Annotated in this window: 20 protein-coding genes, 6 pseudogenes and 2 riboswitches; of the genes and pseudogenes, 15 read left to right on the top strand and 11 right to left on the bottom strand. The window is 69.2% G+C overall.

Going from position 1 to position 26314, the window contains the following annotated elements; genetic code table 11:
* Positions 1-326: 326 nt before the first annotated feature.
* The 6 genes and pseudogenes from QUE33_RS07120 to QUE33_RS07095 form a co-directional block, all read right to left on the bottom strand.
* Positions 327-674 (bottom strand): annotated as a pseudogene (locus QUE33_RS07120) (glycosyltransferase family 2 protein); the annotation flags it as partial.
* 14 nt (positions 675-688) lie between these two features.
* Positions 689-1880, bottom strand: a pseudogene (locus QUE33_RS07115) (cysteine desulfurase family protein).
* Positions 1880-2739: pseudogene (gene nadC / locus QUE33_RS07110) on the bottom strand (carboxylating nicotinate-nucleotide diphosphorylase). Before nadC ends, QUE33_RS07115 begins: the two co-directional pseudogenes overlap by 1 nt.
* Complete coding sequence (gene nadB / locus QUE33_RS07105) at positions 2736-4244, bottom strand: L-aspartate oxidase (protein WP_286302762.1); 1509 nt, start codon at positions 4242-4244, stop codon at positions 2736-2738. Before nadB ends, nadC begins: the two are co-directional and overlap by 4 nt.
* Positions 4244-5560, bottom strand: coding sequence for a quinolinate synthase NadA (gene nadA, locus QUE33_RS07100; RefSeq protein WP_434019619.1), 1317 nt, complete (start codon positions 5558-5560; stop codon positions 4244-4246). The genes nadB and nadA overlap by 1 nt, the downstream gene beginning before the upstream one ends.
* 188 nt (positions 5561-5748) lie before the next feature.
* Positions 5749-6369 (bottom strand): NUDIX hydrolase, encoded by a 621-nt coding sequence (locus QUE33_RS07095; protein WP_286303097.1) that lies wholly within the window; start codon positions 6367-6369, stop codon positions 5749-5751.
* Between the two features lie 110 nt (positions 6370-6479).
* A riboswitch (glycine riboswitch) is annotated at positions 6480-6573 on the top strand.
* Positions 6574-6719: riboswitch (glycine riboswitch) on the top strand.
* A gap of 49 nt (positions 6720-6768) precedes the next feature.
* On the opposite strand from QUE33_RS07095, the pseudogene gcvT reads away from it, so the two are divergent.
* The 3 genes and pseudogenes from gcvT to gcvP all read left to right on the top strand — a co-directional run bounded on the left by gcvT (position 6769) and on the right by gcvP (position 11145).
* Positions 6769-7874: pseudogene (gene gcvT, locus QUE33_RS07090) on the top strand (glycine cleavage system aminomethyltransferase GcvT).
* Positions 7871-8248 carry a glycine cleavage system protein GcvH gene (gene gcvH, locus QUE33_RS07085; protein WP_286302760.1) on the top strand — a complete coding sequence of 126 codons (378 nt, stop codon included), beginning with the start codon at positions 7871-7873 and terminating at the stop codon, positions 8246-8248. Before gcvT ends, gcvH begins: the two are co-directional and overlap by 4 nt.
* Positions 8249-8304: 56 nt before the next feature.
* Positions 8305-11145, top strand: a complete 2841-nt coding sequence (gcvP, locus tag QUE33_RS07080; protein ID WP_286303095.1) for an aminomethyl-transferring glycine dehydrogenase — start codon at positions 8305-8307, stop codon at positions 11143-11145.
* Positions 11146-11298: 153 nt separating this feature from the next.
* Here gcvP and QUE33_RS07075 read toward each other — a convergent pair whose 3' ends face one another.
* Positions 11299-12093: a CPBP family intramembrane glutamic endopeptidase gene (locus tag QUE33_RS07075; RefSeq protein WP_378762269.1), complete on the bottom strand. Its 795-nt coding sequence runs from the start codon at positions 12091-12093 to the stop codon at positions 11299-11301.
* Between the two features lie 137 nt (positions 12094-12230).
* On the opposite strand from QUE33_RS07075, the gene typA reads away from it, so the two are divergent.
* The gene (gene typA / locus QUE33_RS07070; RefSeq protein WP_286302756.1) at positions 12231-14141 is read left to right on the top strand and encodes a translational GTPase TypA; all 1911 of its coding nucleotides are present in this window, start codon (positions 12231-12233) and stop codon (positions 14139-14141) included.
* Between the two features lie 107 nt (positions 14142-14248).
* Here the strand turns inward: typA and QUE33_RS07065 are convergent, their stop codons facing one another.
* Positions 14249-14794 (bottom strand): helix-turn-helix domain-containing protein, encoded by a 546-nt coding sequence (locus QUE33_RS07065; RefSeq protein WP_286302754.1) that lies wholly within the window; start codon positions 14792-14794, stop codon positions 14249-14251.
* A gap of 66 nt (positions 14795-14860) precedes the next feature.
* Here QUE33_RS07065 and QUE33_RS07060 point away from each other — a divergent pair, with 66 nt between their 5' ends.
* From QUE33_RS07060 to QUE33_RS07030, 7 genes and pseudogenes are all read left to right on the top strand, one after another.
* Positions 14861-15625, top strand: a complete 765-nt coding sequence (locus QUE33_RS07060) for an AzlC family ABC transporter permease (protein WP_286302752.1) — start codon at positions 14861-14863, stop codon at positions 15623-15625.
* The gene (locus tag QUE33_RS07055) at positions 15622-15936 is read left to right on the top strand and encodes an AzlD domain-containing protein (RefSeq protein ID WP_286302751.1); all 315 of its coding nucleotides are present in this window, start codon (positions 15622-15624) and stop codon (positions 15934-15936) included. Before QUE33_RS07060 ends, QUE33_RS07055 begins: the two co-directional genes overlap by 4 nt.
* A gap of 56 nt (positions 15937-15992) precedes the next feature.
* Complete coding sequence (locus QUE33_RS07050; RefSeq protein WP_286302750.1) at positions 15993-16403, top strand: histidinol dehydrogenase; 411 nt, start codon at positions 15993-15995, stop codon at positions 16401-16403.
* Between the two features lie 9 nt (positions 16404-16412).
* A pseudogene (fdxA, locus tag QUE33_RS07045) lies at positions 16413-16724 on the top strand (ferredoxin); the annotation flags it as partial.
* Positions 16725-16731: 7 nt separating this feature from the next.
* Positions 16732-17844: a succinyldiaminopimelate transaminase gene (gene dapC / locus QUE33_RS07040; protein WP_286302749.1), complete on the top strand. Its 1113-nt coding sequence runs from the start codon at positions 16732-16734 to the stop codon at positions 17842-17844.
* Between the two features lie 176 nt (positions 17845-18020).
* Complete coding sequence (locus QUE33_RS07035; protein WP_286302748.1) at positions 18021-19310, top strand: citrate synthase; 1290 nt, start codon at positions 18021-18023, stop codon at positions 19308-19310.
* Between the two features lie 35 nt (positions 19311-19345).
* Positions 19346-19672: an SHOCT domain-containing protein gene (locus QUE33_RS07030; protein WP_286302747.1), complete on the top strand. Its 327-nt coding sequence runs from the start codon at positions 19346-19348 to the stop codon at positions 19670-19672.
* A 53-nt stretch (positions 19673-19725) separates the two neighbouring features.
* On the opposite strand, the pseudogene QUE33_RS07025 reads toward QUE33_RS07030, so the two are convergent.
* Positions 19726-21212: pseudogene (locus tag QUE33_RS07025) on the bottom strand (DEAD/DEAH box helicase).
* Between the two features lie 298 nt (positions 21213-21510).
* The gene (gene dapD, locus QUE33_RS07020) at positions 21511-22470 is read right to left on the bottom strand and encodes a 2,3,4,5-tetrahydropyridine-2,6-dicarboxylate N-succinyltransferase (RefSeq protein WP_286302746.1); all 960 of its coding nucleotides are present in this window, start codon (positions 22468-22470) and stop codon (positions 21511-21513) included.
* Between the two features lie 59 nt (positions 22471-22529).
* Between dapD and dapE the strand changes: the two genes are divergently transcribed.
* From dapE to QUE33_RS07005, 3 genes are all read left to right on the top strand, one after another.
* Positions 22530-23603 (top strand): succinyl-diaminopimelate desuccinylase, encoded by a 1074-nt coding sequence (gene dapE / locus QUE33_RS07015; protein WP_286302744.1) that lies wholly within the window; start codon positions 22530-22532, stop codon positions 23601-23603.
* Positions 23585-24661 (top strand): hypothetical protein, encoded by a 1077-nt coding sequence (locus tag QUE33_RS07010; protein ID WP_286302743.1) that lies wholly within the window; start codon positions 23585-23587, stop codon positions 24659-24661. The genes dapE and QUE33_RS07010 overlap by 19 nt, the downstream gene beginning before the upstream one ends.
* A 251-nt stretch (positions 24662-24912) precedes the next feature.
* Complete coding sequence (locus tag QUE33_RS07005; RefSeq protein WP_286302741.1) at positions 24913-25086, top strand: DUF3117 domain-containing protein; 174 nt, start codon at positions 24913-24915, stop codon at positions 25084-25086.
* A 70-nt stretch (positions 25087-25156) separates the two neighbouring features.
* On the opposite strand, the gene QUE33_RS07000 is transcribed toward QUE33_RS07005, so the two are convergent.
* On the bottom strand, positions 25157-25789 hold the full coding sequence (locus QUE33_RS07000; RefSeq protein WP_286302740.1) for an O-methyltransferase: 633 nt from the start codon (positions 25787-25789) through the stop codon (positions 25157-25159).
* A gap of 84 nt (positions 25790-25873) precedes the next feature.
* Between QUE33_RS07000 and QUE33_RS06995 the strand changes: the two genes are divergently transcribed.
* Positions 25874-26263 carry a twin-arginine translocase TatA/TatE family subunit gene (locus QUE33_RS06995; RefSeq protein WP_286302739.1) on the top strand — a complete coding sequence of 130 codons (390 nt, stop codon included), beginning with the start codon at positions 25874-25876 and terminating at the stop codon, positions 26261-26263.
* Positions 26264-26314 lie beyond the last annotated feature (51 nt).

Raw genomic sequence — 26314 nt, 5'->3', positions numbered from 1 at the left:
CGCAGCACCGCGAGACGCGCCTTCCCCTGTGTGATGGAGGTGCCGTCCGCCCGCAGCCGCCACCGCACGGCGACGTCGGGGATCACGTCGAAGGCTTGAGCCTCGGTATACATCCGCTGTGCGACGATCTGATCTTCGTAGACGACGTCCTCGGGAAAACGCAGCCGGTCCCACACCGAGATGCGGCTGAGCTTGGACCACGCGACGATGTTCGCCGCAGCATCTGGATGCTCGCGCAGTGTGACCCCGAGACGACGCGGGTCGGTGCTCTTCGAGACCCACGGCTGCACCCGCCCTGGTCGGTACGCGCCGTCGACCAGACGGGAGCGCACGTAGGCGGCGGCGACGAAATCGCTGCCGGACTCGTCGAGTGTGCGCAGCCAGGCGTGCAGCGCGTGCGGAGTGAGCTCATCGTCGGCATCCAGGAACCCCACGAACGGCGTGTCGACGCGGTCGAGGCCGAGGTTGCGGCCGGCCCCGAGGCCTCGCGACTCCTCATTGCGCAGCACGGTGAAGCGGTCGTCGGATGCCGCGGCATCCGCGAACACCTCTCCCGTCTCGTCACGGGAGCCGTCGTCGATGAGTATCGCGTGCCAGCGTCGCTCGCTCTGCTCCTGCAGGGAGGCGATCGCGGCGGGCGCGAATCCTGCGACGTCGCGGCCGGGCACGATCATGGTCACCAGCGGTTTCACGGACTGATTCTATGGTCGCCTGGTTCCCGGAGCGTCGACTCGGCGACGGCGGCGACGGCCTCGGCCAGCAGCCCCGCGAGACGTTCGGGGGCGTCCGCCGGCAGCGGAGCGCGATCGAAGGTGAACCGTACGGCGGTCTGCGCGACCGCATCCTCGACACCGCACGCCACCAGCACGTGCGAAGGCTCATCGCTGCCCGCGGCGCAGGCGGAACCGCTGGAGGTGATCACCCCGCGCCGTTCCAGCTCGAGCAGCACCGCCTCGCCGCTCGTCCCGGCGAAGGTGAACCCCGCGGTCGCAGGCAGCCGGCGGGTGGGATGCCCGGTGAGCCGCGCCTGCGGCACGGATGCCAGCACGCCGGCGATGAAACGGGAAGTGGCCTCCGCGACCTGTTCGACGGTGCGCTCCCGCTCGGTCTCGGCCAGTGCGATCGCGGTCGCCAGTGCGACCGCTCCCGCGACGTTCTCGGTGCCGCTGCGCCGGCCGCGCTCCTGCCCGCCGCCGTGCAGGAGCGGCTCGAGAGGCACCCGGGAGCGCACCGCAAGCGCGCCGGTGCCCTTCGGCGCGCCGAGCTTGTGACCGGCGATCGAGATCGCGTCGACGCGGGCATCCCTGCCCAGGGGGCGCAGGTCCAGCCAGCCGGCCGACTGCACGGCATCCACGTGCACCGGCACGCGACGCTCCCGCGCGACCGCCGCGAGGGCGGCGACGTCCTGCACAGTGCCGATCTCGTTGTTCGCATGCGCGAAGCTGACCAGGGCGGTGTCGTCGCGCAGCGCAGCCGCCACGGTCTCGGGATTGATGACGCCCTGTGCGTCGACCGGCAGTTTCGTGACCTCGACGCCGTGCAGCCGCTGCAGATAGCTGGCGGACTCCAGCACGGACTCGTGCTCGATCGGCGTGGTGATCAGGTGCCGCCGCGAGGGGAGGTCTGCTGAGCGCCCAGCACGATCCCCTTGACCGCGAGGTTGTTGGCCTCGGTGCCGCCCGAGGTGAAGATCACATCGCCCGCGCGCATCCCCAGGGCGGCGGCGACCCGCGCCCGGGCGTCCTCCAGGGCATGGGACGCCGCCTCACCCGCGGTGTGATGGCTCGACGGGTTGCCGAACACGTCCGTCAGATACGGACGCATCGCCTCGAGCACCTCGGGGCGCACGGGGAGGTGGCGGCGTGATCGAGGTAGAGCATCAGCTCTCGTTCGAGATCCGCAGGTCCAGGCCCAGATCGAGGGCGCGCGCGGAGTGCGTCAGCGCACCGACCGAGATCACCTGCACCCCGGTCTCGGCGATCCCGCGCACGGTGTCGAGGTTCACCCCGCCGGATGCCTCGGCGGTCGCACGATCGCCGATGAGCGCCACCCCTGACGCAGATCGTCGAGCGAGAAGTTGTCCAGCAGCACGGTGTCGGCACCGCCGTCGAGCACGGCGGGGATCTGTTCCAGGCTGTCGACCTCGACGACGACATGGGTGGTGTGCGGCAGCCGACCGAGGGCCTCGCGCAGCGCAGTGGCGAGATCGTGCCCGCCCTGACGCAGCACGGCGAGGTGATTGTCCTTGGCCATCACCGCATCCGACAGCGATCGGCGGTGGTTGCTGCCGCCTCCGGAGACCACCGCGTGCCGTTCGAACTCCCGCAGCCCCGGCGTGGTCTTGCGCGTGTCGGCGATGCGCGCGCCGGTGCCTTCGACAGCGGCGACGTACGTGGCGGTGAGCGTGGCGATCCCGCTCATGCGCTGTGTGAAGTTCAGGGCGACGCGCTCGGCGGTGAGCAGGCTGCGGGCGGGGCCGGTGACCGAGGCCAGTACATCGCCGGTGTCGAACCGGTCGCCGTCGCCGACATGCAGGTCGACCTGCACGTCGGCATCCGTCAGGGTGAACGCCGCAGCGAACACATCGCCTCCGCTGAACACGCCCGGTTCGCGGGCGATGAGGTCGGCCGTCGCGCGTGCGTCGGCGGGCAGCAGCGCCGTGCTGGTGATATCGCCCCACGGCGCGTCCTCCTCCAGAGCCGCCGAGACGGTGCGGCGCAGGGTGGCGAGCGTGATCATGGGGCTCCGATCAGGGCGGGAACGGGGGCTGCGACGCGGAAGTGCGCGCCGAGCGAGTCGGTGCGGGCGAGAGCGGCGGATGCCATGGCATGCGCCACGATGAGCAGATTCGCATCCTCCTGCTCCGCCGGCGTGCGTGGCTGCGGCGTGCGTGGCTGCGGCGTGCGTGGCTGCGGTGCCCGCCACGAGTCGAGTGTCGCCACGGCGGATGCCAGTCCCGCGTCCGTCCGCCGCAGTCCCACCTGCTCCCACATGACCCGCTGGAGTGCGTCCCGTGAGAACCCGCCCTCTGCGTTCATATCGCGCAAATTGCTGCATTTCGGACCTGAACCGAGCAATTCAAGCGATACGAACGCAGAAGAAGCGAGCGCGTCGGCCACGCGCGCGCCGAAGACGACGCCCTCGAGCAGGGAGTTCGACGCGAGGCGGTTCGCGCCGTGCACGCCGGAGCGGGCCGTCTCGCCGACCGCCCAGAGCCCGGGCAACGAGGTGCGGCCGTCGATGTCGGTGACGACGCCACCCATCAGATAATGCGCAGCGGGTGTGATCGGCACCGGCGTCTGCGCCCACTCGATCCCGCGTCGGCGCAGCTCGGCATCGATGGTGGGGAAGCGGCGGGCGAGATCCGCAGCGCCCAGGGACGTGGCGTCCAGCAGCACGGGGGACCCCTGCTCGTCGGCGCGTCGCGCCACGGCCCGCGCCACCACGTCTCGTGGCGCCAGTTCGGCATCCGGATGCTCGACCAGCATGAATCGGCGACCGTCGGCATCCCGCAGCACCGCGCCTGCGCCGCGCACCGCCTCGGAGATGAGGAACGGCGCGCCCACGGCCAGCACGGTGGGATGGAACTGCATGAACTCCAGGTCGGCGACCGCGGCGCCGGCGCGCAGCGCCATGGCGATCCCGTCGCCGGTCGTCTCGGGCGGATTCGTCGTGTGGGGGAAAAGCCGCCCGGCCCCGCCGGTCGCGAGCACCACGGCATCCGCCCGGTGCTCGGTGCCATCCAGCGTACGGATGCCGCACACCCGGCCTTCCTCGACGAGAAGATCCGCGGCGAACACGCCTTCGCTGACCTGTACGGTCGATGACCGCAGGCGCGCGATCAGGGCATCCGAGATCGCCTTCCCGGTGGCATCCCCTCCGGCGTGCGCGATGCGCGGCAGGCTGTGCGCCGCCTCCAGGCCCCGGGCTATCGACCCGTCAGCGGCGCGGTCGAACCTGACGCCGGCGTCCACCAGGGCGTCGATCGCGGCCGCAGCGCCATCGACCAGTGCGGCGATCGCGACCGGATCGCCGTGGCCGTTCCCGGCGTGCATGGTGTCCAGCGCGTGCAGCGCCGGTGAGTCGCCCGGGCCGTACTCGCCAGCGATGCCGCCCTGCGCTCGCACGGTGCAGCCGTCGCCGAGATGACCCTTCACCAGGAGCTCGACGTCGTGCCCCAGGGCATCCGCGCGCAGCGCCGCGGTGAGCCCCGCGATGCCCGCGCCGACGACGAGGACGTGCATCAGGGCTTCGCCGCCAGCATCCGCTCCAGCGCGACACGCGCCGGAGCCGCGACATCATCCGAGACCTGAATGCGGTTCTGCACGTGACCGGCCACCAGCTCTTCGAGCACCCAGGCGAGATAGCCGGGGTGGATGCGATACATCGTCGAACACGGGCAGACGACCGGATCCAGGCAGAAGACCGTGTGCTGCGGGTTCTGCGCGGCCAGGCGGCGCACCAGGTTGACCTCGGTGCCGATCGCGAACGTGGTCGGCTCGGTGGCCTCCTCGATCGCACGGCGGATGTAGGCGGTGGAGCCGGACTCGTCGGCGGCGTCGACCACGGGGGCCGGGCACTCCGGGTGCACGATCACGCGCACATCCGGGTGCGTGGCACGGGCCTCGGCGATCTGATCGACCGTGAAACGGCGGTGCACCGAGCAGAAGCCGTGCCACAGGATCACCCGCCCCTCCTGCAGCTGCTCGACCGTCGAGCCGCCCAGGGGCTGGCGGGGGTTCCACATCGGCATCCGATCCAGCGGCACCCCCATCGCCTTGGCGGTGTTGCGGCCCAGGTGCTGGTCGGGGAAGAACAGCACGCGGCGCCCGCGGGCGAACGCCCACTCCAGCACGGTGGTCGCATTCGACGAGGTGCACACGATCCCGCCGTGGCGACCGACGAAGCCCTTGATCGCGGCTGAGGAGTTCATGTAGGTGACCGGGATCACCGGCACGAGCCCATCGGCATCCGGCTCGTCGAGAGGTCCGTAGACGTCGGCGAGCTGCTCCCAGCAGTCCTCCACCTGGTCGATGTCGGCCATATCGGCCATCGAGCAGCCGGCGGCGAGGTTCGGCAGGATCACCGACTGATCGGGCTGCGAGAGCAGGTCGGCGGTCTCGGCCATGAAGTGCACTCCGCAGAAGACGATCGCCTCGGCCTCCGGATGCTCCAACGCCGCGTTCGCGAGCTGGAACGAGTCGCCCACGTAGTCGGCGTGGCGGACGACCTCCTCGCGCTGATAGAAGTGCCCGAGCACGACGACGCGCTCGCCCAGGGCCAGCTTGGCCGCGTCGATGCGGGCGTGCAGCTCGTCTTCACTCGCCTCGCGGTACTCGACGGGCAGCTCGCCCTGGCGCGGAGCGCCGGTGGGGATGACGTCGCCCATCGAGGAGCCGGGCCCGTAGCCGGGACGGGTGTCGAAATCCCAGGGCCCCGCTGCGAGATCGGTGGTGCAGGTGGATTCCGTCGAACGCCCCTCGACGATCGCCTGCAGGGCGTGATCGACGGAAGGGTCGAGCAGGGGAGTGTGGACATCGGGGCGCCGCCTTCTGGTCACTTCGACACTTACTGTGCCTCGACCAGGTTAGGTCGATCTGACCAGAAGTGCAATCCGGGTCGTCCGGTGTGACGCACCGGCGCACCTGTCGGTCGAAACGACGGATGTCGGCTCAGATCACCCGTTTCGGCCGACAAGTGTCTTCTGCGCCGACATCTGTGGCAGGAAGGGTACGGACGGATGCCGAGTCAGTCAGCGATGTAGCGGTACAGGCGTGCCGGGCGATGATTTCCGGTGCGGAACGACTCGGTCGGCACGAGCTCGTCGGAGCCCTCGAGCAGGCGGCGGAAGTTCGACGGGTCCAGGCGGCGACCGAGGACGGCTTCGTACACCTCGCGCAGTTCGGTGAGGGTGAACTCGTCGGGCAGCAGGCCCGCGGCGATGCGGCTGTAGGCGACCTTGTTGCGCAGCCGGTCGAGGGCATACTCCGCGATGAGGTTGTGATCGAACGCGAGTGGCGGGATCTCGTCGACATCGAACCATTCGACGTTCTCCGGAGCGTCGCGGGCGGAGCGCTGCGCGTCGACGAGGTCCGAGCGCAGCAGCGCCCAGTACACGATGGAGATCGCCCTGGTCGGGGCGCGATCGACGTCCCCGAACGTGTAGAGCTGCTCCAGGTAGCTCGGCTTGAGGGCGGTGGTCTCGGCGAGGGTGCGGGATGCCGCGGCATCCAGGTTCTCCGCAGGATCCAGCCACCCGCCGGGCAGCGCCCACGCACCCAGGTGCGGTTCGCGCGTGCGGCGCACCAGCGGCAGCATCAGTCGGTCGCCCTCCGGTGCACCGCGCAGCGAGAAGATGACTGTCGACACTGCGACGCGGATCGCGTCCTGCTCACCTGTCGGGCCACTCACATCGACGAGCCTAGACGAGGTGCGCGGCGCGTGCGGCTATGCTGGAGGTCCAACCGAATACAGGCCGTACGACGTGTGCGGGAGAGCCCGATGAACGCAGCCGGGCACCGAAGGAGCAAGCCTCCCCGCCAATCTCTCAGGTACCCCCACCGCCCGCGTCGGGCCGCTCTGAAAAGCGATCTCGAGAGAGATCCGCCGACGGTGAAAGCTCTATCGATGGCTCCCTGAGCCGTTCGCTCGTCTTGAGCGAGCGGCAGCGAGTCGAAGTGAAGGGCGAAGCTCTCAGGCCCGATGACAGAGGGGAGTTCCCAGGACGACGATGGCGCCGTCCTACCCGATCCTGACCGGGAGAACTCCATGACCGAAACCCGCTACACACCGCTCCGCGCACGCCATGAGGCGCTCGGAGCCTCTTTCACCGACTTCGGCGGCTGGCAGATGCCGGTGCGCTACACCTCCGACCTCGCCGAGCACCACGCGGTGCGCCAGGCGGCCGGCATCTTCGACATCTCGCACATGGCCGAGTTCACCGTGCGCGGTGCGGATGCTGCCGCCTATCTCGACTACGCGCTCGCCGGGCGGCTGTCGGCGATGACGGTCGGCAAGGCGAAGTACTCGCTGCTGCTCACCGACGGCGGCGGCATCGTCGACGATGTGATCGTCTACCGCCTGGCGGATGACGACTTCCTGATCATCTCCAACGCCGGGAATCGGGACGCCGTGCGCGAGGCGCTCGCCGCGCGCACCGAGGGCATGGATGTGGACGTCGTCGACGTCTCCGACGCCTATGCGCTGATCGCCGTGCAGGGTCCCGCGGCGGAGAGGATTCTCACCGAGACTGCCGGCATCGACGAGATCAGCGTGCCCTGGCCGGCGCAGAAGTACTACTCCTCGGCCAGCGCCACTTTCGCCGGCAAGCCGCTTCTGCTGGCGCGCACCGGGTACACGGGTGAGGACGGCTTCGAGCTGCTCGTCGCTGCAGCTGACGCCGAGGCGTTGTGGGATGCCGTGCTCGCCGCCGGAGAGAAGCACGGCATCGTGCCCGCGGGTCTCGCCGCGCGCGACACTCTGCGGCTGGAGGCGGGGATGCCGCTGTACGGCCACGAGCTGTCCCGTGAGATCAGACCGGCGCAGGCCGGACTGGGCCGCGTCGTCGCCGTCGACAAGGAGCGCTTCGTCGGCAAGGATGCCGTGGCGCCCGCCGAGGGGCTCGCGTGCTGGTGGGGCTCGCCGCCGAGGGGCGCCGTGCCGGCCGTGCCGGCTACGCGGTGGTGGATGCCGATGGCACCGCCCTCGGCGAGATCACCAGCGGCGCCCTGAGCCCGACGCTCGGCCACCCCATCGCGATGGCCTTCATCGATCCCTCTTCCGCCCAGGAGGGAACCGCAGTATTCCTTGATGTGCGTGGGACGAGGATTCCCGCGACCGTGACCGCCCTGCCTTTCTACCGGAGGAAGAAATGACCGATCTCAGCACTCTCAAGTACAGCGAAGAGCATGAATGGGTCGCCGTCGACGGCGACACCGCCACAGTCGGCATCACCGACTTCGCCGCCGACGCACTCGGCGACATCGTCTTCGTGGAACTGCCCGAGGTGGGCACCGAGCTCGCCCGTGGCGACGTGTTCGGCGAGGCTGAGTCGACCAAGTCGGTCTCCGAGCTCTACGCTCCCGTCACCGGCACCGTCACCGAGGTCAACCAGGCCGTCGTCGACGACCCGGCGCTGCTAAACTCCTCGCCCTTCGAGGACGCCTGGCTGATCAAGGTATCGGTCGGCGCCGATGCGCTCGACGGTCTGCTCGACCGCGACGCCTACACCGCGATCACGGCAGGCTGAGAGTGGTCTCCTTCGCCGACCGTCATATCGGGATCACCTCCCAGGCGCAGCGCCGGATGCTCGACGCGCTGGGCGTCGCATCCGACCTGGAGGACTGGAGTCCGGTCGAGGCGCTGATGCGCCAGGCCGTGCCGGCCTCCATCTTCACACCCTCCGGGGACTCCGGTTCTGGGGACTCGGGCATCCCGTCCGCGGCCTCCGAGGCCGAGACGCTCGCTGAGCTGCGCGACCTCGCATCGCGCAACACCGTCAACCGCGCCATGATCGGGCTCGGCTACTACGGCACGTTCACTCCGAGCGTGATCCAGCGCAACGTGCTCGAGAATCCGTCCTGGTACACGGCCTACACGCCGTACCAGCCGGAGATCTCGCAGGGGCGTCTGGAGGCGCTGATCAACTTCCAGACCATGGTGTCCGACCTCACCGGGCTGACGACCGCGAACTCGTCGATGCTGGACGAGTCGACGGCCGTTGCCGAGGGGATGCTGCTGGCGCGGCGCGCCTCGAAGGCGAAATCCGACGTGTTCGTCGTCGACGCCGATGCGCTGCCGCAGACCAAGGCACTGCTGGCCACCCGCGCCGCTGCCGTCGGCATCGAACTGCTCGAGCGCGATCTCGCGGGCGGCGAGGAGCTGCCGGAGGCGCTGTTCGGCGTGTTCGTGCAGTACCCGGGTGCCTCCGGTCGCGTCTGGGACCCGAGCGCCGTCATCGATGCGGCTCACGTCGCCGGTGGCATCGCCGTGGTCGCCGCCGATCTGCTGGCTCTGACGCTGCTGCGCTCGCCGGGTTCGCTCGGCGCGGATGTCGCAGTGGGAACCACACAGCGCTTCGGCGTTCCGATGGGCTTCGGCGGCCCGCACGCGGGCTACATGGCGGTGCGCGCGGGGCTGGAGCGTCAGCTGCCCGGCCGTCTGGTCGGGGTGTCGGTGGATGCCGAGGGCAGGCCGGCCTACCGGCTCGCCCTGCAGACCCGCGAGCAGCACATCCGCCGTGAGAAGGCCACCTCGAACATCTGCACCGCCCAGGTGCTGCTGGCTGTGATGGCGTCGATGTACGCCGTGTACCACGGGCCCGACGGGCTGCGCACGATCGCGCGCAACGTGGCGCTGCGCGCGTCCCTACTGCGCGACTGGCTCGTCGACGCGGGCGCCGAGGTCGTGCACGAGAGCTTCTTCGACACCGTCACCGTCCGCACAGCGAACGCCGCATCGATCGTCAGTCGAGCGCACGACGAGTTCGGGATCCTGCTGCGACTGGCCGATGCGGGCACGGTGGGGATCTCCGTTGACGAGACCACTACCTTCACCGACCTGCACCGTGTGGCGCTGCTGTTCGGCGGCAAGCAGGAGCGCACCTTCGGCTGGGCCGACGCCGGTTCGCCCGGCGCGCTCCCCGGCGAGCTGCTGCGCCAGGACGAGTACCTCACGCATCCGGTCTTCCACGTGCACCGCTCCGAGACCGCCATGATGCGCTACCTCAAGCAGCTCGCCGACCGCGACTACGCGCTCGATCGCGGCATGATCCCGCTCGGCTCGTGCACGATGAAGCTCAACGCGGCCACCGAGATGGCCGCCATCACCTGGCCCGAATTCGCCCAGCTGCATCCGTTCGCGCCCCGTGAGGACGTCGAGGGGTCGCTGGCGATGATCGACCAGCTCGAGGCGTGGCTGGCCGAGGTCACCGGCTACGACGCGGTCTCGCTGCAGCCGAACGCCGGATCGCAGGGAGAGCTGGCCGGTCTGCTCGCCATCCGCGGCTTCCACCACGCCAACGGACAGGAGCACCGCACGGTGTGCCTGATCCCGTCATCCGCGCACGGCACGAATGCGGCATCCGCGGTGCTGGCGGGCATGAAGGTGGTCGTCGTCGCGACCGACGAACTCGGCAACGTCGACCTCGATGACCTGCGCGCCAAGATCGCGCAGCACGCCGAGAGCCTTGCCGCTCTCATGATCACCTACCCGTCCACGCACGGCGTGTACGAGGAGCAGGTCGTGCAGATCACCTCCGCCGTGCACGACGCGGGTGGCCAGGTGTACGTCGACGGTGCGAACCTGAACGCGCTGCTCGGGTACGCACGCTTCGGCGATCTGGGCGGTGACGTCTCGCACCTGAACCTGCACAAGACCTTCGCCATCCCCCATGGCGGTGGCGGTCCGGGCATCGGGCCGGTGGCTGCCAAGGCGCACCTCGCACCGTACCTGCCCGGCCACCCGCAGGAGCAGAAGGACGTTCACGCGGGCGGCTACGTGTTCGAGGGCGGCCCGGTCTCCGGGGCCCCGTACGGTTCGGCCGGTGTGCTCCCGATCTCGTGGGCGTACGTGCGCATGATGGGTGCGGACGGCCTGCGCGAGGCCACTGCTGCTGCCGTGCTGTCGGCGAACTACATCGCCGCGCGCCTGGCCGACCACTTCCCGGTGCTGTACACCGGCGAGCAGGGTCGCGTGGCGCACGAGTGCATCCTCGACCTGCGTCCGCTGAAGAGCACGACCGGCATTACGGTCGACGACGTCGCCAAACGGCTCATCGACTTCGGCTTCCACGCCCCGACCATGTCTTTCCCGGTTCCGGGAACGCTCATGGTCGAGCCCACCGAGTCGGAGGATCTGGGCGAGCTGGAGCGGTTCATCGAGGCGATGATCATGATCAAGGCCGAGGCGGATGCCGTGGCCGCGGGTCGCTGGCCTGCGGACGACAATCCCCTGGTGAACGCACCGCACACGGCGGCATCACTGATCTCGGGGGAGTGGGCACACGCCTACACCCGGGAGGAGGCCGCGTACCCCGTGCCCGCCTTGGTCGCGACGAAGTATTGGCCGCCGGTGCGTCGCATCGATCAGGCCTATGGAGATCGCAATCTGGTGTGCGCCTGCCCGCCGATCGAGGCGTTCGCCTGAGTATCCGTTCTCGAACCGCCCCGTCGCCGATCCCGGCGGCGGGGCGGTTCGGCGAGGCGGAGGCTGGTCAGCGGGAGCGGAGGCTGGGCAGCGGCAGCGGCAGCGGATGCCGGTCAGCTGGAGCGGATGCCGGTCAGCGGGAGCGGATGCCGGTCAGCTGGGCAGCCCGAACAGCGCCGGCCACATGGCGGCCGCCCACGGGTAGCCGATGAACGCCGCCGCGTCGATGAGGAAGTGCGCGACCAGGAACGGCAGCAGCCGCCCGGAGCGCGCGAACAGCCAGCCGAACAGCATCCCCATCGCGAAGTTGCCGACGAATGCGCCCGGGCCCTGGTACAGGTGGTAGCTCGCGCGTAGCAGGCTCGTCGCCACGATGATGGGCCACGGCCCCCAGCCCAGTTGCCGCAGTCGCGCGAACAGATAGCCGAGCACGACGAACTCCTCCTGGATCGCCGCCCGTGCGGCGGAGAGCAGCAGGATCGGCACCGTCCACCAGTGCGCATTCAGGCCCGCAGGGTTCACGGCCACGAACCAGCCCAGCGAGCGCCCGAGCAGGTAAAGGCCGATGCCGGGGATGCCGATGGCCAGCACCAGCAGCACGCCCCAGCCGGCATCCCGCCCGGCTCGGCGCCCATCCAACCCGAGCACACGCAGGTGAGGTCGCTGCGACTGCCAGAGCAGGTAGCAGACCAGCAGGACGGGCACGATCCCGAAGCCGATCGAGAGCACCTGGTAGATCAGATCGAAGACCTCGCGGTCGCTGCGCGACGGGTTCAGTGTTGCGGTCTGGTCGGCCAGGGGAGTGCTGTCCGTCAGGCGGTACGCCAGCTGCACGATCGAATAGACCGCCGACTGGCCCAGCCCCAGCGCCAGCACGATGCCGATCTCCCACCACAGGCGCGCTCGGTTCGTCGTCACCCTCACGATGGTAGGCGCCCCCGCTTTCATGTAGCGCAAGTTGCTGCGTTCGGTGGCTCAGCGGAGCAATTTGCGCTACATGAACGGTGGAGGAGGGGGTCAGGGACCATACGCTATCCTGGAACGTCGGCATCCCGGCGCATCCCCACCCGCTTAGGACTCTCTGAATGGCGCACGCCCTCCGCTCTGACCTCCGAAACGTCGCGATCGTCGCTCACGTCGACCACGGCAAGACCACCCTCGTCGACGCGATGCTCCGTCAGACGGGCTCGTTCGGCGAGCACGCACACGTCGAAGAGCGGTCGATGGACTCCGGTGATCTCGAGCGCGAGAAGGGCATCACGATCCTCGCGAAGAACACCGCGATCACCTACAACGGCATCCACACCGAGTCGCCGGTGACGATCAACGTGATCGACACCCCCGGCCACGCCGACTTCGGAGGCGAGGTCGAGCGCGGCCTGTCCATGGTCGACGGAGTGGTGCTGCTGGTGGATGCCTCAGAGGGGCCGCTACCGCAGACCCGCTTCGTGCTGCGCAAGGCGCTCGAGGCGAAGCTGCCCGTCATCCTGCTGGTCAACAAGACCGACCGCCCCGATGCGCGCATCGCCGAGGTCGAGGCCGAGGCCCAGGATCTGCTGCTGGGCCTGGCATCCGATCTGGTCGACGACGTCCCCGACCTCGACGTCGACGCGCTCCTGGACGTGCCGGTGGTCTACGCATCGGGTCGCGCCGGCGCCGCCTCGCGCAAGCGCCCTGCCAACGGCGAGCTGCCCGACAACGGCGACCTCGAGCCGCTCTTCGAGGCCATCCTCGAGCACATTCCCGCCCCCGACTACGACGACGAGGCCCCGCTGCAGGCGTGGGTCACCAACCTCGACTCCAGCCCGTTCCTGGGGCGTCTGGCGCTGCTGCGTGTGTTCAACGGCACGCTCAAGAAGGGCCAGACCGTCGCGTGGGTGCGCGCCGACGGCACGCATGCGAACGCCCGCATCACCGAACTGCTGAAGACCCGTGCGCTGGAGCGCTATCCGGCCGAGTCGGCCGGTCCCGGCGATATCGTCGCCATCGCCGGCTTCGAGGACATCACGATCGGCGAGACCATCGCCGACCCCGACGACGTGCGACCGCTGCCGGCCATCACGGTCGACGATCCCGCCATCTCGATGACCATCGGCACGAACACCTCTCCTCTGATGGGCAAGGTCAAGGGGCACAAGCTCACCGCTCGCATGGTCAAGGACCGCCTGGACCGCGAGCTGATCGGCAACGTCTCCCTCAAGGTCGTCGACATCGGGCGTCCGGATGCCTGGGAGGTGCAGGGTCGCGGAGAGCTGGCGCTCGCCATCCTCGTCGAGAACATGCGGCGCGAGGGCTTCGAGCTCACCGTCGGCAAGCCGCAGGTGGTCACGAAGAAGATCGACGGCAAGACGCACGAGCCCTTCGAGCACCTGACCATCGACGCTCCGGAGGAGTACCTCGGCGCGATCACGCAGCTGCTCGCCGCCCGCAAGGGTCGCATGGACAACATGATCAACCACGGCACTGGCTGGGTGCGCATGGAGTTCATCGTCCCCTCCCGTGGGCTGATCGGATTCCGCACCGAGTTCATGACGACCACGCGTGGCACGGGCATCGCCAACAGCATCTCGCACGGCTACGAGCCCTGGGCCGGACACATCTCGACCCGCCAGAACGGCTCGATCGTCGCGGACCGCAGCGGTGTCGTCACCCCGTTCGCGATGATCGCCCTGCAGGAGCGCATGTCGTTCTTCGTCAAGCCCACGCAGGAGGTCTACGAGGGCATGGTCATCGGTGAGAACTCCCGCGCCGATGACATGGACGTGAACATCACCAAGGAGAAGAAGCTCACCAACATGCGTTCGGCGACCGCCGACAACTTCGAGTCGATGACGCCGCCGCGCGAGCTTTCGCTCGAGGAGAGCCTGGAGTTCGCCCGCGACGACGAATGCGTCGAGGTGACCCCCGAGGTCGTCCGCATCCGCAAGGTGATCCTCGACCAGACCGTCCGCGGTCGCGAGGCATCGCGCATGAAGCGCCAGGACGCGAACGCCTGACCCACACCTCCTCTCTCGCCGATACCCCTCCTGGTCGCCGACACCCCTCGTGGATCGCGCGAATCAGGAGGGGTCTCGACATTCAGGAGGGGTCTCGGCGAGGGGCGTCAGCGCAATTCGCTGATCAGCACCGCACTGGTGCCGGCCACCTGCGCCTCGAACACGTGGGGCGCGTCTCCGGGGTAGCACAGGTAGTCGCCCGGATGCAGCAGCTCGGGCTGCTCGGAGGGCCCGATCAGCGCTTCGCCCGACACCAGCACCACATGCTCGGTCGTGCCCGGATGGTGTGGAAGAGATCGGCGCGGCTCACCGGGGTCGGCCTGGATGAGGTAGATGTCCCGGCGCGTGCCGGGTGCGGCGGCGGAGAGCAGGGTCGCCAGATAGGGTGCGGCGGCGGAGGGGACGCCGGCATGGTCGCCGACGCGGATCAGGCGTGGTGCGGTGCTGCGCTCGTCGACGAGGGTGGCGAACGGGATGCCGAGGGCGTCGCCGAGCGCCCACAGCGTCTCCACACTCGGGTTGCCGGCGCCGCTCTCCAACTGGGAGACGGTGGCCTTCGAGACACCCGCGCGGCGGGCCAGTTCCGATACCGAGATGCCGGCGGACTCCCGCTCGTGACGGAGGGCATGGGCGATGCGTTCGCGCAGATCCATGGTGTTCAGTATGTCAAACGATCGTTCAGCTTGACGAGCGAGTCGTAGGTGTTCAGAATGTTGATCATGCGTTCATCAGATCGAACAGGCGGAGTGTCGAACGTCGATCGCCGCGCCTCCCGTGAGGTGTGGCGGGAAGGCCTCGGCGTGGCCATCGCCACGAGCGCGTACGGCATCTCCTTCGGCGCTCTCGCCGTGGCATCCGGATTGGATGTCTGGCAGACCTGCGTGCTGAGCCTGGTGATGTTCACCGGAGGATCGCAGTTCGCGTTCATCGGCGTCTTCGGCGCCGGCGGAATCGCAGCGCTGCCCTCGGCCATCGCATCCGCCGTGCTGCTGGGGGTGCGCAACGTGGCTTACGGCATGCGGATGTCAGCCATCATCGGCGACGGATTCTGGCGGCGCACTGCGGCCGCGCAGATCACGATCGACGAGTCCACGGCCGTGGCCGTCTCGCAGCGCACCCCGGAACTCGGGCGCCTCGGCTTCTGGATCACCGGTCTCGGCGTGTTCATCGGCTGGAATCTCACCACACTCGCCGGTGCACTGCTCGGCGACGTGCTGGGCGACCCGAAGGCCTGGGGGCTGGATGCCGCGGCTGCGGCCGCGTTCCTCGCCCTTCTCTGGCCGCGGCTGAAGCAGCGTCAGGCCGTCGTGGTCGGCGTGGCCGCGGCCGTGGTCGCCGCGGCGCTCACCCCTGTGCTGATGCCGGGGCTGCCTGTGCTGGTCGCCGCGGTCGTGGCGATCGTCGTGGGGTGGTTCAACTGGCTCGGTCGGGATGAGCATCCGGCGGCCCGGAGCGCACCGGTCGAAGGGGTGCAGGCGACATGAGCGTCTGGAGCGCGGTGCTGCTGGCCGCCTGCGTCTGCGTAGGCCTGAAGGCCTTCGGCTACCTCATCCCGGCCCGGCTGCTGGAAGCCCCGCGCCCGGCTCGGATCTCCGATCTGCTCACGGTCGCGCTGCTGGCGGCGCTGGTGGCGGTGCAGTCGCTCGGAGCCGGGCAGGCGGTGATGGTGGATGCCAGGGTGCCGGCCGTTCTGGTCGCCGCTGGTCTGCTGTGGCTGCGTCAGTCGTTCCTGGTGGTCGTGGTCGCCGCCGCCGCTGTCGCCGCTCTACTGCGGCTGGCCGGGTGGGCAGCGTGACCACGCATGCGCGTAAGGCCGCATGCGCGTCAGGCAGGGACAGCTAGGCTGTTCCGGTGCGCTCTGTGATCTCCCGCGGTCTGTCCTGGCTCGCCGCCGCGGCCATCGGTGCGGTGTACGGTGTGGCGGCCACCATCGCGCACAGTTACACGCTGGGGCGGATCCCGGTGGGCATGATCCTGGGCGCCATCGCCTGCGCAGCGCTGCTGGTCGCACTGCGTACGCTGACCGGGGATCGCTGGGCGGCACTGGCTGCCGGAGTCGGGATGATGACATTGATCCTGGTGATCTCCCAGCGCGGGCCAGGCGGCTCAGTGATCGTGCCGAACACGCCGCTGGGCAACATCTGGATGTACGTCGCGGCGGGGATCGTCGTGCTCGTCGTGCTGTGGCCCGACTTCTCGCGGCTGCGCGCACTGTCGGAATCCCACGCCGCTCCGGGAGACCGTGACCCGCACGCGTCGTAGACTGGACTCGTGACGTATGTGATCGCCCTTCCCTGCGTCGACGTCAAGGATCGCGCCTGCGTCGACGAATGTCCCGTGGACTGCATCTATGAAGGCGAGCGGATGCTGTACATTCACCCTGACGAGTGCGTGGACTGCGGCGCCTGCGAGCCGGTGTGCCCCGTCGAGGCGATCTTCTATGAAGATGACCTGCCTGAGGAGTGGGCTGACTACTACAAGGCCAACGTTGAGTTCTTCGAAGAGCTCGGCTCGCCCGGTGGCGCTGCCAAGGTCGGCGTGCTGCCCTACGACCATGCTGTGGTCTCCGCACTGCCGCCGCAGGGGGTGAGTGAGCGTCCGCGATCTCGCGAACTATCCCTGGGACGCGGTCGAGCCCTACCGGGAGCGTGCGGCTGCGCATCCCGACGGGATCGCCGATCTGTCGATCGGCTCACCGGTCGATCCGACGCCGGAGGTGATCCGCGCCGCGCTGGCCGAGGCCACCGATGCGCACGCGTACCCGCAGACGGTGGGCACCCCCGCGCTGCGCGAGGCGATCGTCGACTGGTACGCCCGCCGTCGCGGGGTGCCGGATCTCGCCGTCGCGAACGTGCTCCCCACGATCGGCTCCAAAGAGCTCGTCGCGCTGCTGCCCACGTTGCTCGGTCTCGGCGAGGGCGACATCGTCGTGCATCCGCGGATCGCCTATCCGACGTACGCGGTCGGCGCGACCGTCGCCGGCGCGACTCCGCTCGCCCTCGATGACCCGGCTGACTGGCCTGACGGCACCCGGCTGATCTGGATCAACAGCCCGGGGAACCCTGACGGCCGCACCTGGAGCGTCGATGAGCTCTCCGCTGCGGTGCGGCGCGCCCGCGAGCTGGGCGCCGTACTGGCCAGCGACGAGTGCTACGCCGAGCTCGGCTGGGAGGGCCCGTGGGCGACCGAGCGCATCCCCTCCGTGCTCGATCCGCGGGTCACCGGCGGCACCAGATCGGGCCTGCTCAGCGTGTACTCGCTCAGCAAGCAGTCCAACCTGGCCGGCTACCGGGCGGCTCTGGTCGCCGGGTGCGCGCGAGTGGTGGGAGAGCTGTTGACGGCCCGCAAGCATCTCGGCCTCATGCCACCGGCGCCCGTGCAGCACGCGATGGCCGTCGCGCTGCGCGACGAGGCGCACGTGGCCGCGCAGAAGGAGCTCTACCGCAGGCGCCGCGAACTGCTGGTGCCAGCCCTGAAGGCGGCGGGATTCCGCATCGACGGCTCCGAGGCCGGACTGTACCTGTGGATCACCGAGGGGCGGGACGCCTGGGAGTCGATGGCGCGGCTCGCCGATCTCGGTATCCTGGCGGGCCCCGGACATTTCTACGGCGACCACTCCGCCGATCACATCCGCGTCTCGCTGACTGCGCCGCTGGAGCGCGTCGAGGCGGCGGCAGCCCGACTGGCGGCATCCGCTCACTGAGCGCTCTGCGCGCACCGGGCATCTTTGTTGACATCCGTAGCGGAATCGTGTGTCTTTTGGTGGATGTCACAGTAGGCCCAGGGCGCCGCTAGGCTGTAAAGGCGATGCGGCCGATCCCGGCAGGCGCTCTGCGCCCCACATCGTCCACGACGACACAGACGCAGCAGGAGGTTGGCGTGAGCTCAGCTCAGCCGGACAAGGCGACTCTTTCGATCGGCGACACGACCGCGGAGTTCCCGCTGCTGCCATCCACCGGTGGGGCGGGGAGCATCGACTTCTCCACGCTGACCCGCCAGACCGGCTACACCGGGCTCGACTACGGCTTCGTGAACACCGCCTCCACCAAGTCTGCGATCACCTTCATCGACGGCGACAAGGGGATCCTGCGCTATCGCGGATACCCGATCGAGCAGATCGCGAAGAACTGCAGCTACCTAGAGGTGGCGTGGCTGCTCATCTACGGCGAGCTGCCGACCGCCGTCGAGCTCGCAGACTTCGACGAGCGCATCCGCCGCCACACCCTGCTGCACGAGGACCTCAAGCACTTCTTCACGGCGCTGCCGCACACCGCGCACCCCATGTCGGTGCTCTCCTCCGCCGTCGCCGCGCTCTCGACGTACTACGAGGGACAGACCGACCCGAACAACCCCGAGCACGTCGAACTGAACATGGTTCGCATGCTCGCCAAGCTTCCGGTCATCGCGGCGTACGCGCACAAGAAGAGCGTCGGCCAGGCCTTCCTGTACCCCGACAACTCGCTGAGCTTCGTCGACAACTTCCTCAAGCTCAACTTCGGCGTGAACTCCGAGCCGTACGAGATCAACCCGGTGATGTCCAAGGCGCTCGAACTGCTGCTGATCCTGCACGAGGACCACGAGCAGAACGCCTCCACGTCCACCGTCCGCCTGGTCGGCTCCACCGGCGCGAACCAGTTCGCCTCCATCTCCGCCGGCATCCAGGCGCTCTCGGGCCCCCTGCACGGCGGTGCGAACGAGGCCGTGCTGACCATGCTCGGGCAGATCCGCGAGTCGGGCCAGAGCGTGCAGCGCTTCGTGGAGCGGGTGAAGAACAAGGAGGAGGGCGTCAAGCTGATGGGCTTCGGCCACCGGGTCTACAAGAACTACGACCCGCGCGCCAAGCTCGTCAAGGAGGCCGCCGATGAGGTGCTCTCCGAGCTCGGGGTGACCGACCCGCTCCTCGACCTCGCCAAGGAGCTCGAGGAGATCGCCCTCGCCGACGACTACTTCAAGGAGCGTCGTCTGTACCCGAACGTCGACTTCTACACCGGCGTGATCTACAAGGCGATGGGCTTCCCCACGCGCATGTTCACCGTGCTGTTCGCGATCGGCCGGCTGCCCGGCTGGCTGGCCCAGTGGCGCGAGCTGAGTCTGGACCCGCAGACCAAGATCGGCCGTCCGCAGCAGCTGTACACCGGATCCGCCGAGCGGGAATTCCCGCGCCGCTGACCGCTGCATCCATGCCGTCGGCATAGGGTGTGCTCATGGATGACGTCTTCCTCGACACCGGCCCCGATCTGAGCGTGGTGTTCGTCCTGTTCGGGCTGCTGTTCGCCGGCGTCCTGATCTTCATCATCGTCGTCGCGGTGCGCAAGTGGAACGTCGCCAAGCAGGCCGGTTACGATCCGCTGACCATGGACACGCAGATCGCGGCCCAGGTCGGTCGGAGCGCGCTGCTGCGTCCGACGGATGCGGTGCCGGAACGCCCGTCGATCGAGCAGCGACTCGCCGAGTTGGACGATCTGCATGCACGCGGTGTGATCTCGGATGCCGAGCACACCGCGGCGCGAGCCAAGGCGCTCGAGGGCTGACCTCAGATCACTTCAGCCGTGCAGGTGTTGCGTGGTCGTGCAGGTGTTCCGGGTCAGTTTCCCTGCGGGCGGCTGGCACGGCGCGAGCCGGCGCTACGCGGACGACCCTGCGAAGCCGCAGGAGCGCCGGATGTCGTGGTGTACACCTGCGCGGTGCGGCGGGACTGACCCTGACCGGTGCCGCGCTGACGCGGCTGGGCCTGATCACGTGCTGCGGCACCGGACTGGCCCCGAGCGCCCGCCCGGCCGCCACGGCCACCGGAGCGTCCGCGGCCGGATCCTGCGGCCTGGGCGTTGCCGTGGCCCTGACCGGAGGACTTGGCTTTCGGCTTGCCCTGCGGCTGAGGCTGCGCTGGCACGTACTTCACCTTCGCGGCACGCTCGCCGACGAGCTCGGCGACGATCGCCGGGGTGACGTCCTCCAGGCCGACGGCGATCTGCGCTTTGCGCAGGATGTCCTTCACGTCGCGACGCTGCTCGGGGAGCGTGAGCGTGACGACGGTGCCGGCGGCACCGGCGCGTGCGGTGCGTCCGGAGCGGTGCAGGTAGGCCTTGTGCTCGACGGGCGGGTCGACGTGTACGACCAGCTCGACGTCGTCCACATGCACGCCGCGCGCGGCGACGTCGGTGGCCACCAGCACGCGCACGCCGCCGTCGGCGATGTCGGCGCCGAATGCGGCGAGGTTGCGCTCGCGGGCGTTCTGGCCGAGGTTGCCGTGCAGATCGACGGCGGGGATGCCCGCAGAGGTCAGCTGCTTGGCGAGCTTCTTCGCGTGGTGCTTGGTGCGGGTGAACAGGATGCGGCGGCCCCGACCCGATGCGAGATCCTCCACGAGCTTCTTCTTGGCATCGGCATCCGCCGCGACGAGCACGCGGTGCGTCATCTCGCCCACGGGCACGCTGGCCTCGTCCACCTCGTGACTGACCGGGTTGTGCAGGAAGCGCTTCGCGAGCGCGTCGATGCCGCGGTCCAGTGTGGCGCTGAACAGCAGCCGCTGTCCGCGCGACGGGGTGGCCGTGAGGATGCGGGTGACTCCGGGCAGGAAGCCCAGGTCAGCCATGTGGTCGGCTTCGTCGAGCACGGCGATCTCGACGGCGTCGAGTGCGACGATCCGCTGCTTCATGAGGTCTTCGAGACGGCCGGGGCAGGCCACGACGATGTCGACGCCGGAACGCATCGCCTGCTCCTGCGGCCGCTGGCTCACCCCGCCGAAGACGGTGGTGACGCGCAGGCCGACGGCTGCGGCGAGGGGGCGACGACGGCGGCGATCTGCGAGGCCAGCTCGCGGGTGGGTGCCAGCACGAGGCCGCGTGGGTGGCCGGGGCGACGCTGGGCTGCGGATGCCGCCAGGCGCGCCACGAGGGGCAGCGCGAAGGCGATCGTCTTGCCGCTGCCGGTGCGGCCGCGGCCGAGCAGGTCGCGACCGGCGAGGGAATCGGGGAGGGTGTCGCGCTGGATGGCGAACGCTTCGGTCTTGCCGTCGGCGGCGAGGACGTTCGCGAGGGCGGCGGGCACGCCGAGATCGAGGAAGGTAGGCATGGATGTATCTCCGGGGAAAGCGCAGGAATCTGCGGAAAGGGGGCGACGGCGCGGGTTCGCGCATCGTTTCGCCGCTCGAGATGTGACCGCCGCCGGATGCCGGTGCGGAAGTGTGTCGACGACGCAGACGTCTCGCTTCGCGAGGAGCGTCAGGTCAACACTAGCAGTGTCGCAGGACCGCATCTGAGCGTATGCCGATACCCCGGCTTCCCGCCGAGACCCCGTGCTCTGCGCGCTGCCCAGGCGGGGTCTCGGCGACAGGACGGGGTCTCGGCGAAAGGACGGGGTGTCGCGGAGCTCAGGCGTGCAGTACGTCGTTGAGCACCACACCGTGCCCCGAGCGTCGGACGGCCTCGACGGCGCCGGTGAGGGAATTGCGCCGGAACAGCAGGCCGTCCTGTCCGGAGAGGGTCGCCGCCTTCACCGACTGCCCGGAACCCTCTGCGGTGGGCGCGGCGTCGACGAGCAGCACCTTGGTGCCGGCGGTGAGGTACAGCCCGGCCTCGACGATGCAGTCGTCGCCGAGCGAGATTCCGATGCCGGAGTTCGCTCCGAGCAGCGTGCGGGCACCGATCGAGATGCGATGCGTTCCGCCGCCGGAGAGCGTGCCCATGATCGAGGCGCCGCCGCCGATGTCGCTGCCGTCGCCGACCACGACTCCCTGCGAGATGCGGCCCTCGACCATCGAGGCGCCGAGCGTCCCGGCATTGAAGTTCACGAAGCCCTCGTGCATGACCGTGGTGCCGGGGGAGAGGTGCGCGCCCAACCGCACCCGGGAGGCGTCGCCGATGCGCACGCCCGCGGGCTGCACATAATCGGTGAGCCGGGGGAACTTGTCCAGCCCCTGCACCTGGATGCCGTGACGCTGCAGCAGCGGTCGCAGCCGTGTGGCATCGGCCGGGAGCATCGGACCGGCATTCGTCCAGGCATTGATGGGCAGATGGCCGAAAATGCCGTCGAGGTTCAGCTCGTTCGGCCGGATCAGCAGATGCGAGAGCGCATGCAGTCGAAGATAGGCATCCGCAGTGGAGGCGACCGGCGCATCCGGGTCGATGCTCAGCGCAATCTGTTCCACGCGCACGCCGCGTCGATCGTCGACCCCCGTGAACGCCTCCCGCGTCGCGGCCGAGGCGGCGGATTCCCTCGCATCCGACTCACCGAAGCCGAGTTCGGGGAACCAGGCGTCCAGGACGGTGCCATCGGAGGCGATGGTTTGGAGTCCCGCCCCCAGACTGTGCGCGCAGTGCTCATCCTGCAACGCTAGCGCGACCGGACATGCGCACCGGACGGATGTGACGCACGGATTAGTGTGGAGACATGGTGCTCGATCTGACTGCGTCCTCTGCCGACATCGCACGCGTCATCTGCGGCATCCCCAGCGTCTCCGGAAGTGAGGCAGTGCTCGCCGACGAGATCGAGCAGACGGTGAGCGCGTACCCGCACCTGGAGGTGACCCGGCACGGCAACACGATCGTGGCTCGCACCGACCTGGGGCGTCCGCAGCGCGTCGTCATCGCCGGGCACATCGACACGGTTCCGATCAACGGCAACGTGCCCACGCGTGACATCGACGTCGACGGGGTCCCGCACCTGTGGGGGCGGGGGACGGTGGACATGAAAGCCGGCGTCGCCGTGCAGCTCAAGCTCGCTGCGGAGCTGTCGGCGCCGGCGGTCGACATCACCTGGATGTGGTACGACAACGAAGAGGTGGACGAGTCCCAGAACGGGCTGTTCCTGCTGGCATCCGCCCGCCCCGATCTGTTCGCCGCCGACTTCGCGATCCTCGGTGAGCCCTCGGACGGATGCGTCGAGGGCGGCTGCAACGGCACCATGCGCGCCGTCATCCGCACTCGCGGCGTGCGTGCGCACAGCGCGCGCTCCTGGGTCGGGGAGAACGCCATCCACGGGGCCGCTCCGATCCTCACCCGCCTGGCTCAGTACCGGGCTCGTGAGATCACTGTGGAGGGGCTCGGCTACCGGGAGGGGCTGAACGCGGTCAGCATCCACGGCGGCGTCGCCGGGAATGTGATCCCCGATCTGTGCGAGATCGAGGTGAACTATCGTTTCGCGCCCAGCAAGAGCGTGGCGGATGCCGAGGCGCACGTGCGCGCCGCCTTCGACGGCTTCGAGGTGGAGATCACGGATGCCGCTCCCGGAGCCCGCCCCGGACTGGACGCCCCGATCGCTCAGCGCTTCCTCGCAGCGGTGGGAGGCGAGGCTCACGCCAAGTACGGCTGGACCGACGTGGCGCGCTTCTCGGCGATGGGGGTGCCGGCGGTGAACTACGGTCCGGGCGACCCGCACCTCGCACATCACGATGAGGAGCGGGTGCCGCTGGCGCAGATCGACGAGGTAGAGCGCGGGCTGCGAGCGTGGCTCACGGCATCCTGATCGCGGGGCTGCGCCGCTGGGCGCGGATGCCGGTCGTCGGCCGGATCGCACTGATCTATCTGCTGGCACGGCTGGTCACGACCGGTCTCCTGCTGATGGCGGCAGGGGCGTCCAGCTCGCTCTCCCGGTTCGGCCTGACACCCAGCCTGCGCGACTTCGTGCTTGGCTGGGACGCGCAGTGGTACTGGTGGGTGGCGGTCAACGGCTACCCGGCGGTGCTGCCGACGACCGCATCCGGCGACGTTGCAGAGAACGCCTGGGCGTTCATGCCGGTGTACGCATACGTGTCGAATGCGATCGGTCTCGGTGACTGGGCGGCGGGCGCACTGGTCGTCTCCCTCGTCTCCGGTTTTCTGGCATGCCTCATGCTGCACCGGCTGCTGCGTGCGCGCATCGGCTCCACAGCCGCCCTGTGGGCGGTGGCGTTCTTCGCCAGCGGCCCACTGGCGGCGCTGTTCCAGGTGGGGTACGCCGAGGCGCTGTTCACCTTGCTGCTGCTGATCGCGCTCGACCTGGTGGCGCGGCGTCGCTATGGCTGGCTCTACCTGGTGCTGCCGGTGATGGGCTTCACCCGTCCCGGCATTCTCGCCTTCGCCCTGTTCCTTGGCCTGCACGGCGTGCTGCGCTGGATGCGGCGTGATCGTGAGGCGCTGCCGGCGCGCCATGCGGTGCACATCGTGATGCTCGGCGCGCTGGCAACGGTCGTGGGATTCGCATGGCAGGTGATCGCCGGGGTCGTCACCGGCGACGGGGATGCCTATCTGAAGACCGAGCTGTCCTGGCGGCGCAACTGGCTGCCCGATCCCAGTGAGCACTTCCTCCCGTTCGAGGGATTCGTGCGCGGCGCCGAGTTCTGGGCGGGGCAGGCGGGGCTGCCGGCCTGGACGGGCTGGGTCCTGCTGGGCGCGCTTCTGGTCGGGGCGGCGACGCTGCTGCTGAGATCGCGATCGGTGCGACGGCTGGGTGTGGAGATCCGGCTGTGGAGCACGAGCTACCTGCTGTACCTGGTCGCGGTGTTCTTCCTCAGTCCAGCACCCTGCGGCTGCTCATGCCGCTGACGCCGCTGTGGGGTGCGCTGGCAGTGCCGCGCTCGCGGTCGTACCGCTGGACGATGCTGGGGCTGTGCCTGCTCACGCAGTGGCTCTGGATCCTGTCGATGTATGGGCTTGCTCGGACCTTCTACCAGGTTCCATAGCCGGCTCCAAGCGACCGCACAGGCCGCCTGACCGGCGATTGTGTCGCCCCAACACTCTTCGCGGGCCCGCGCGGGATAAACTTGGTGCATACCACCGAGGGAAAGGAAGCCACGATGGCAGCGATGAAGCCGAGGACCGGCGACGGGCCGATGGAGGCCGTGAAGGAGGGGCGTCTCATCATCGTGCGCGTTCCGCTCGAAGGAGGCGGACGCCTGGTCGTCTCCGTGAACGATGCCGAGGCGAAGGAGCTTCACGACGTGCTGGGTGCCGTCGTGACTGCGGCCTGAGCCACGAGAGCACAGGAGGGGCGATGGAATCATCCATCGCCCCTCTTCTGCGTCTGCGGGCGGCGTCGCGTCAGCCGGCGACCCGGGCGAGCTGCAGCAGCCCCTCACCGGTGGTGGAGAGCGCGGCGAGCACCGCGGAGGACTCCTGGGTCTCCTGCACGAGGGAGCGGTAGGCGGAGGTGATCGCGTCGCGCTGCACGGGATCGGCGACGCGACCGCCAGCCAGGACGCGGGGCACGAGCACCAGTCCGCCCGGGCGCACCAGGCGCAGTCCGTGCTCGACATATTCGATCACGTTCTCGGCATCGGCATCGATGAGCACGATGTCGTATGAGCCCTCGTTCATGCGCGGCAGCACATCTGCGGCACGGCCGGTGATGAATCGCGCCCGTGCGGCGGGGATCTTGGCTTCGGCGAACGACTGCCGCGCGGCAGCCAGATGCTCGGGTTCGTTGTCGATCGTGGTGAGCACCGCATTCGGGGCGCCCCGGAGCAGCCACAGCCCGGACACCCCGGCACCGGTGCCGATCTCGATGATGGAGCGCGCGTTGACAGCTGCGGCGAGCACCGCGTACTGTGCGCCCACACCCGGACTGATCGGGGTCGCGCCCAGTTCGAGTGCGTGCGTGCGGGCACGGGAGATCGATGCGGGCTCCACGATGGTCTCGCGTGCGAATCGGGCGTTCGCGTCGTGTTCGCTCATGGGGTTCTCCTGAAGACGGGGTCACTGACAGCGTAAGCGCCGACGATGCATCGCGAGGGGAGGCGCGGCGGGTAGCCTAGGGGGATGAATTGGGGCCTGGACATGGACAAGCTGCTGCTGATCGGCATTGTCGCTGTGCTCATCATCGGTCCCGAGCGTCTGCCGAAGGCGGCAGAGGCCTTCAGAAGGTTCACTCGCCAAGCGGCCGAGTACCTGCGCGACACCAAGACGAAGATGAAGGACGAGCTCGGTCCGGAGATCGACGAGGTGGACTGGCGCAAGCTCGATCCGCGCCAGTACGACCCGCGCCGGATCATCCGCGATGCGCTGTTCGAGGAGCCCGAGTTCGACACCGCTCCGGCGGCACCCGCGGTCACGACCGATCCGGTCGAACCCGCTCCTGCGCGGCCGTCGGCGGTCCGCGAGGTCTTCACCCGCACCACGCCGCCGCCGTTCGACGTCGAAGCGACCTGAGCCCGCGCGGCAGTCACGGGGCCTCGCCGTCCCGCCGCATCACGCCGTCCC

Source organism: Microbacterium suwonense (assembly GCF_030296555.1).
In the GTDB taxonomy this organism is placed as follows: Bacteria; Actinomycetota; Actinomycetes; order Actinomycetales; family Microbacteriaceae; genus Microbacterium; species Microbacterium suwonense.
Note: the sequence above shows the minus strand (reverse complement) of the source record. Positions and strands in the feature narration are given on the sequence as shown.

Excerpts from the sequence above, each read along its gene's own strand:
- dapE (WP_286302744.1), top strand. The coding sequence starts at position 22,530 with ATGGTGCTCGATCTGACTGCGTCCTCTGCCGACATCGCACGCGTCATC.
- QUE33_RS06995 (WP_286302739.1), top strand. The coding sequence starts at position 25,874 with ATGAATTGGGGCCTGGACATGGACAAGCTGCTGCTGATCGGCATTGTC.
- QUE33_RS07065 (WP_286302754.1), bottom strand. The coding sequence starts at position 14,794 with ATGGATCTGCGCGAACGCATCGCCCATGCCCTCCGTCACGAGCGGGAG.
- gcvH (WP_286302760.1), top strand. The coding sequence starts at position 7,871 with ATGACCGATCTCAGCACTCTCAAGTACAGCGAAGAGCATGAATGGGTC.
- typA (WP_286302756.1), top strand. The coding sequence starts at position 12,231 with ATGGCGCACGCCCTCCGCTCTGACCTCCGAAACGTCGCGATCGTCGCT.
- gcvP (WP_286303095.1), top strand. The coding sequence starts at position 8,305 with ATGCTCGACGCGCTGGGCGTCGCATCCGACCTGGAGGACTGGAGTCCG.
- QUE33_RS07075 (WP_378762269.1), bottom strand. The coding sequence starts at position 12,093 with ATGAAAGCGGGGGCGCCTACCATCGTGAGGGTGACGACGAACCGAGCG.
- QUE33_RS07000 (WP_286302740.1), bottom strand. The coding sequence starts at position 25,789 with ATGAGCGAACACGACGCGAACGCCCGATTCGCACGCGAGACCATCGTG.
- QUE33_RS07005 (WP_286302741.1), top strand. The coding sequence starts at position 24,913 with ATGGCAGCGATGAAGCCGAGGACCGGCGACGGGCCGATGGAGGCCGTG.
- nadB (WP_286302762.1), bottom strand. The coding sequence starts at position 4,244 with ATGCACGTCCTCGTCGTCGGCGCGGGCATCGCGGGGCTCACCGCGGCG.
- QUE33_RS07030 (WP_286302747.1), top strand. The coding sequence starts at position 19,346 with ATGGATGACGTCTTCCTCGACACCGGCCCCGATCTGAGCGTGGTGTTC.
- QUE33_RS07060 (WP_286302752.1), top strand. The coding sequence starts at position 14,861 with ATGCGTTCATCAGATCGAACAGGCGGAGTGTCGAACGTCGATCGCCGC.
- QUE33_RS07055 (WP_286302751.1), top strand. The coding sequence starts at position 15,622 with ATGAGCGTCTGGAGCGCGGTGCTGCTGGCCGCCTGCGTCTGCGTAGGC.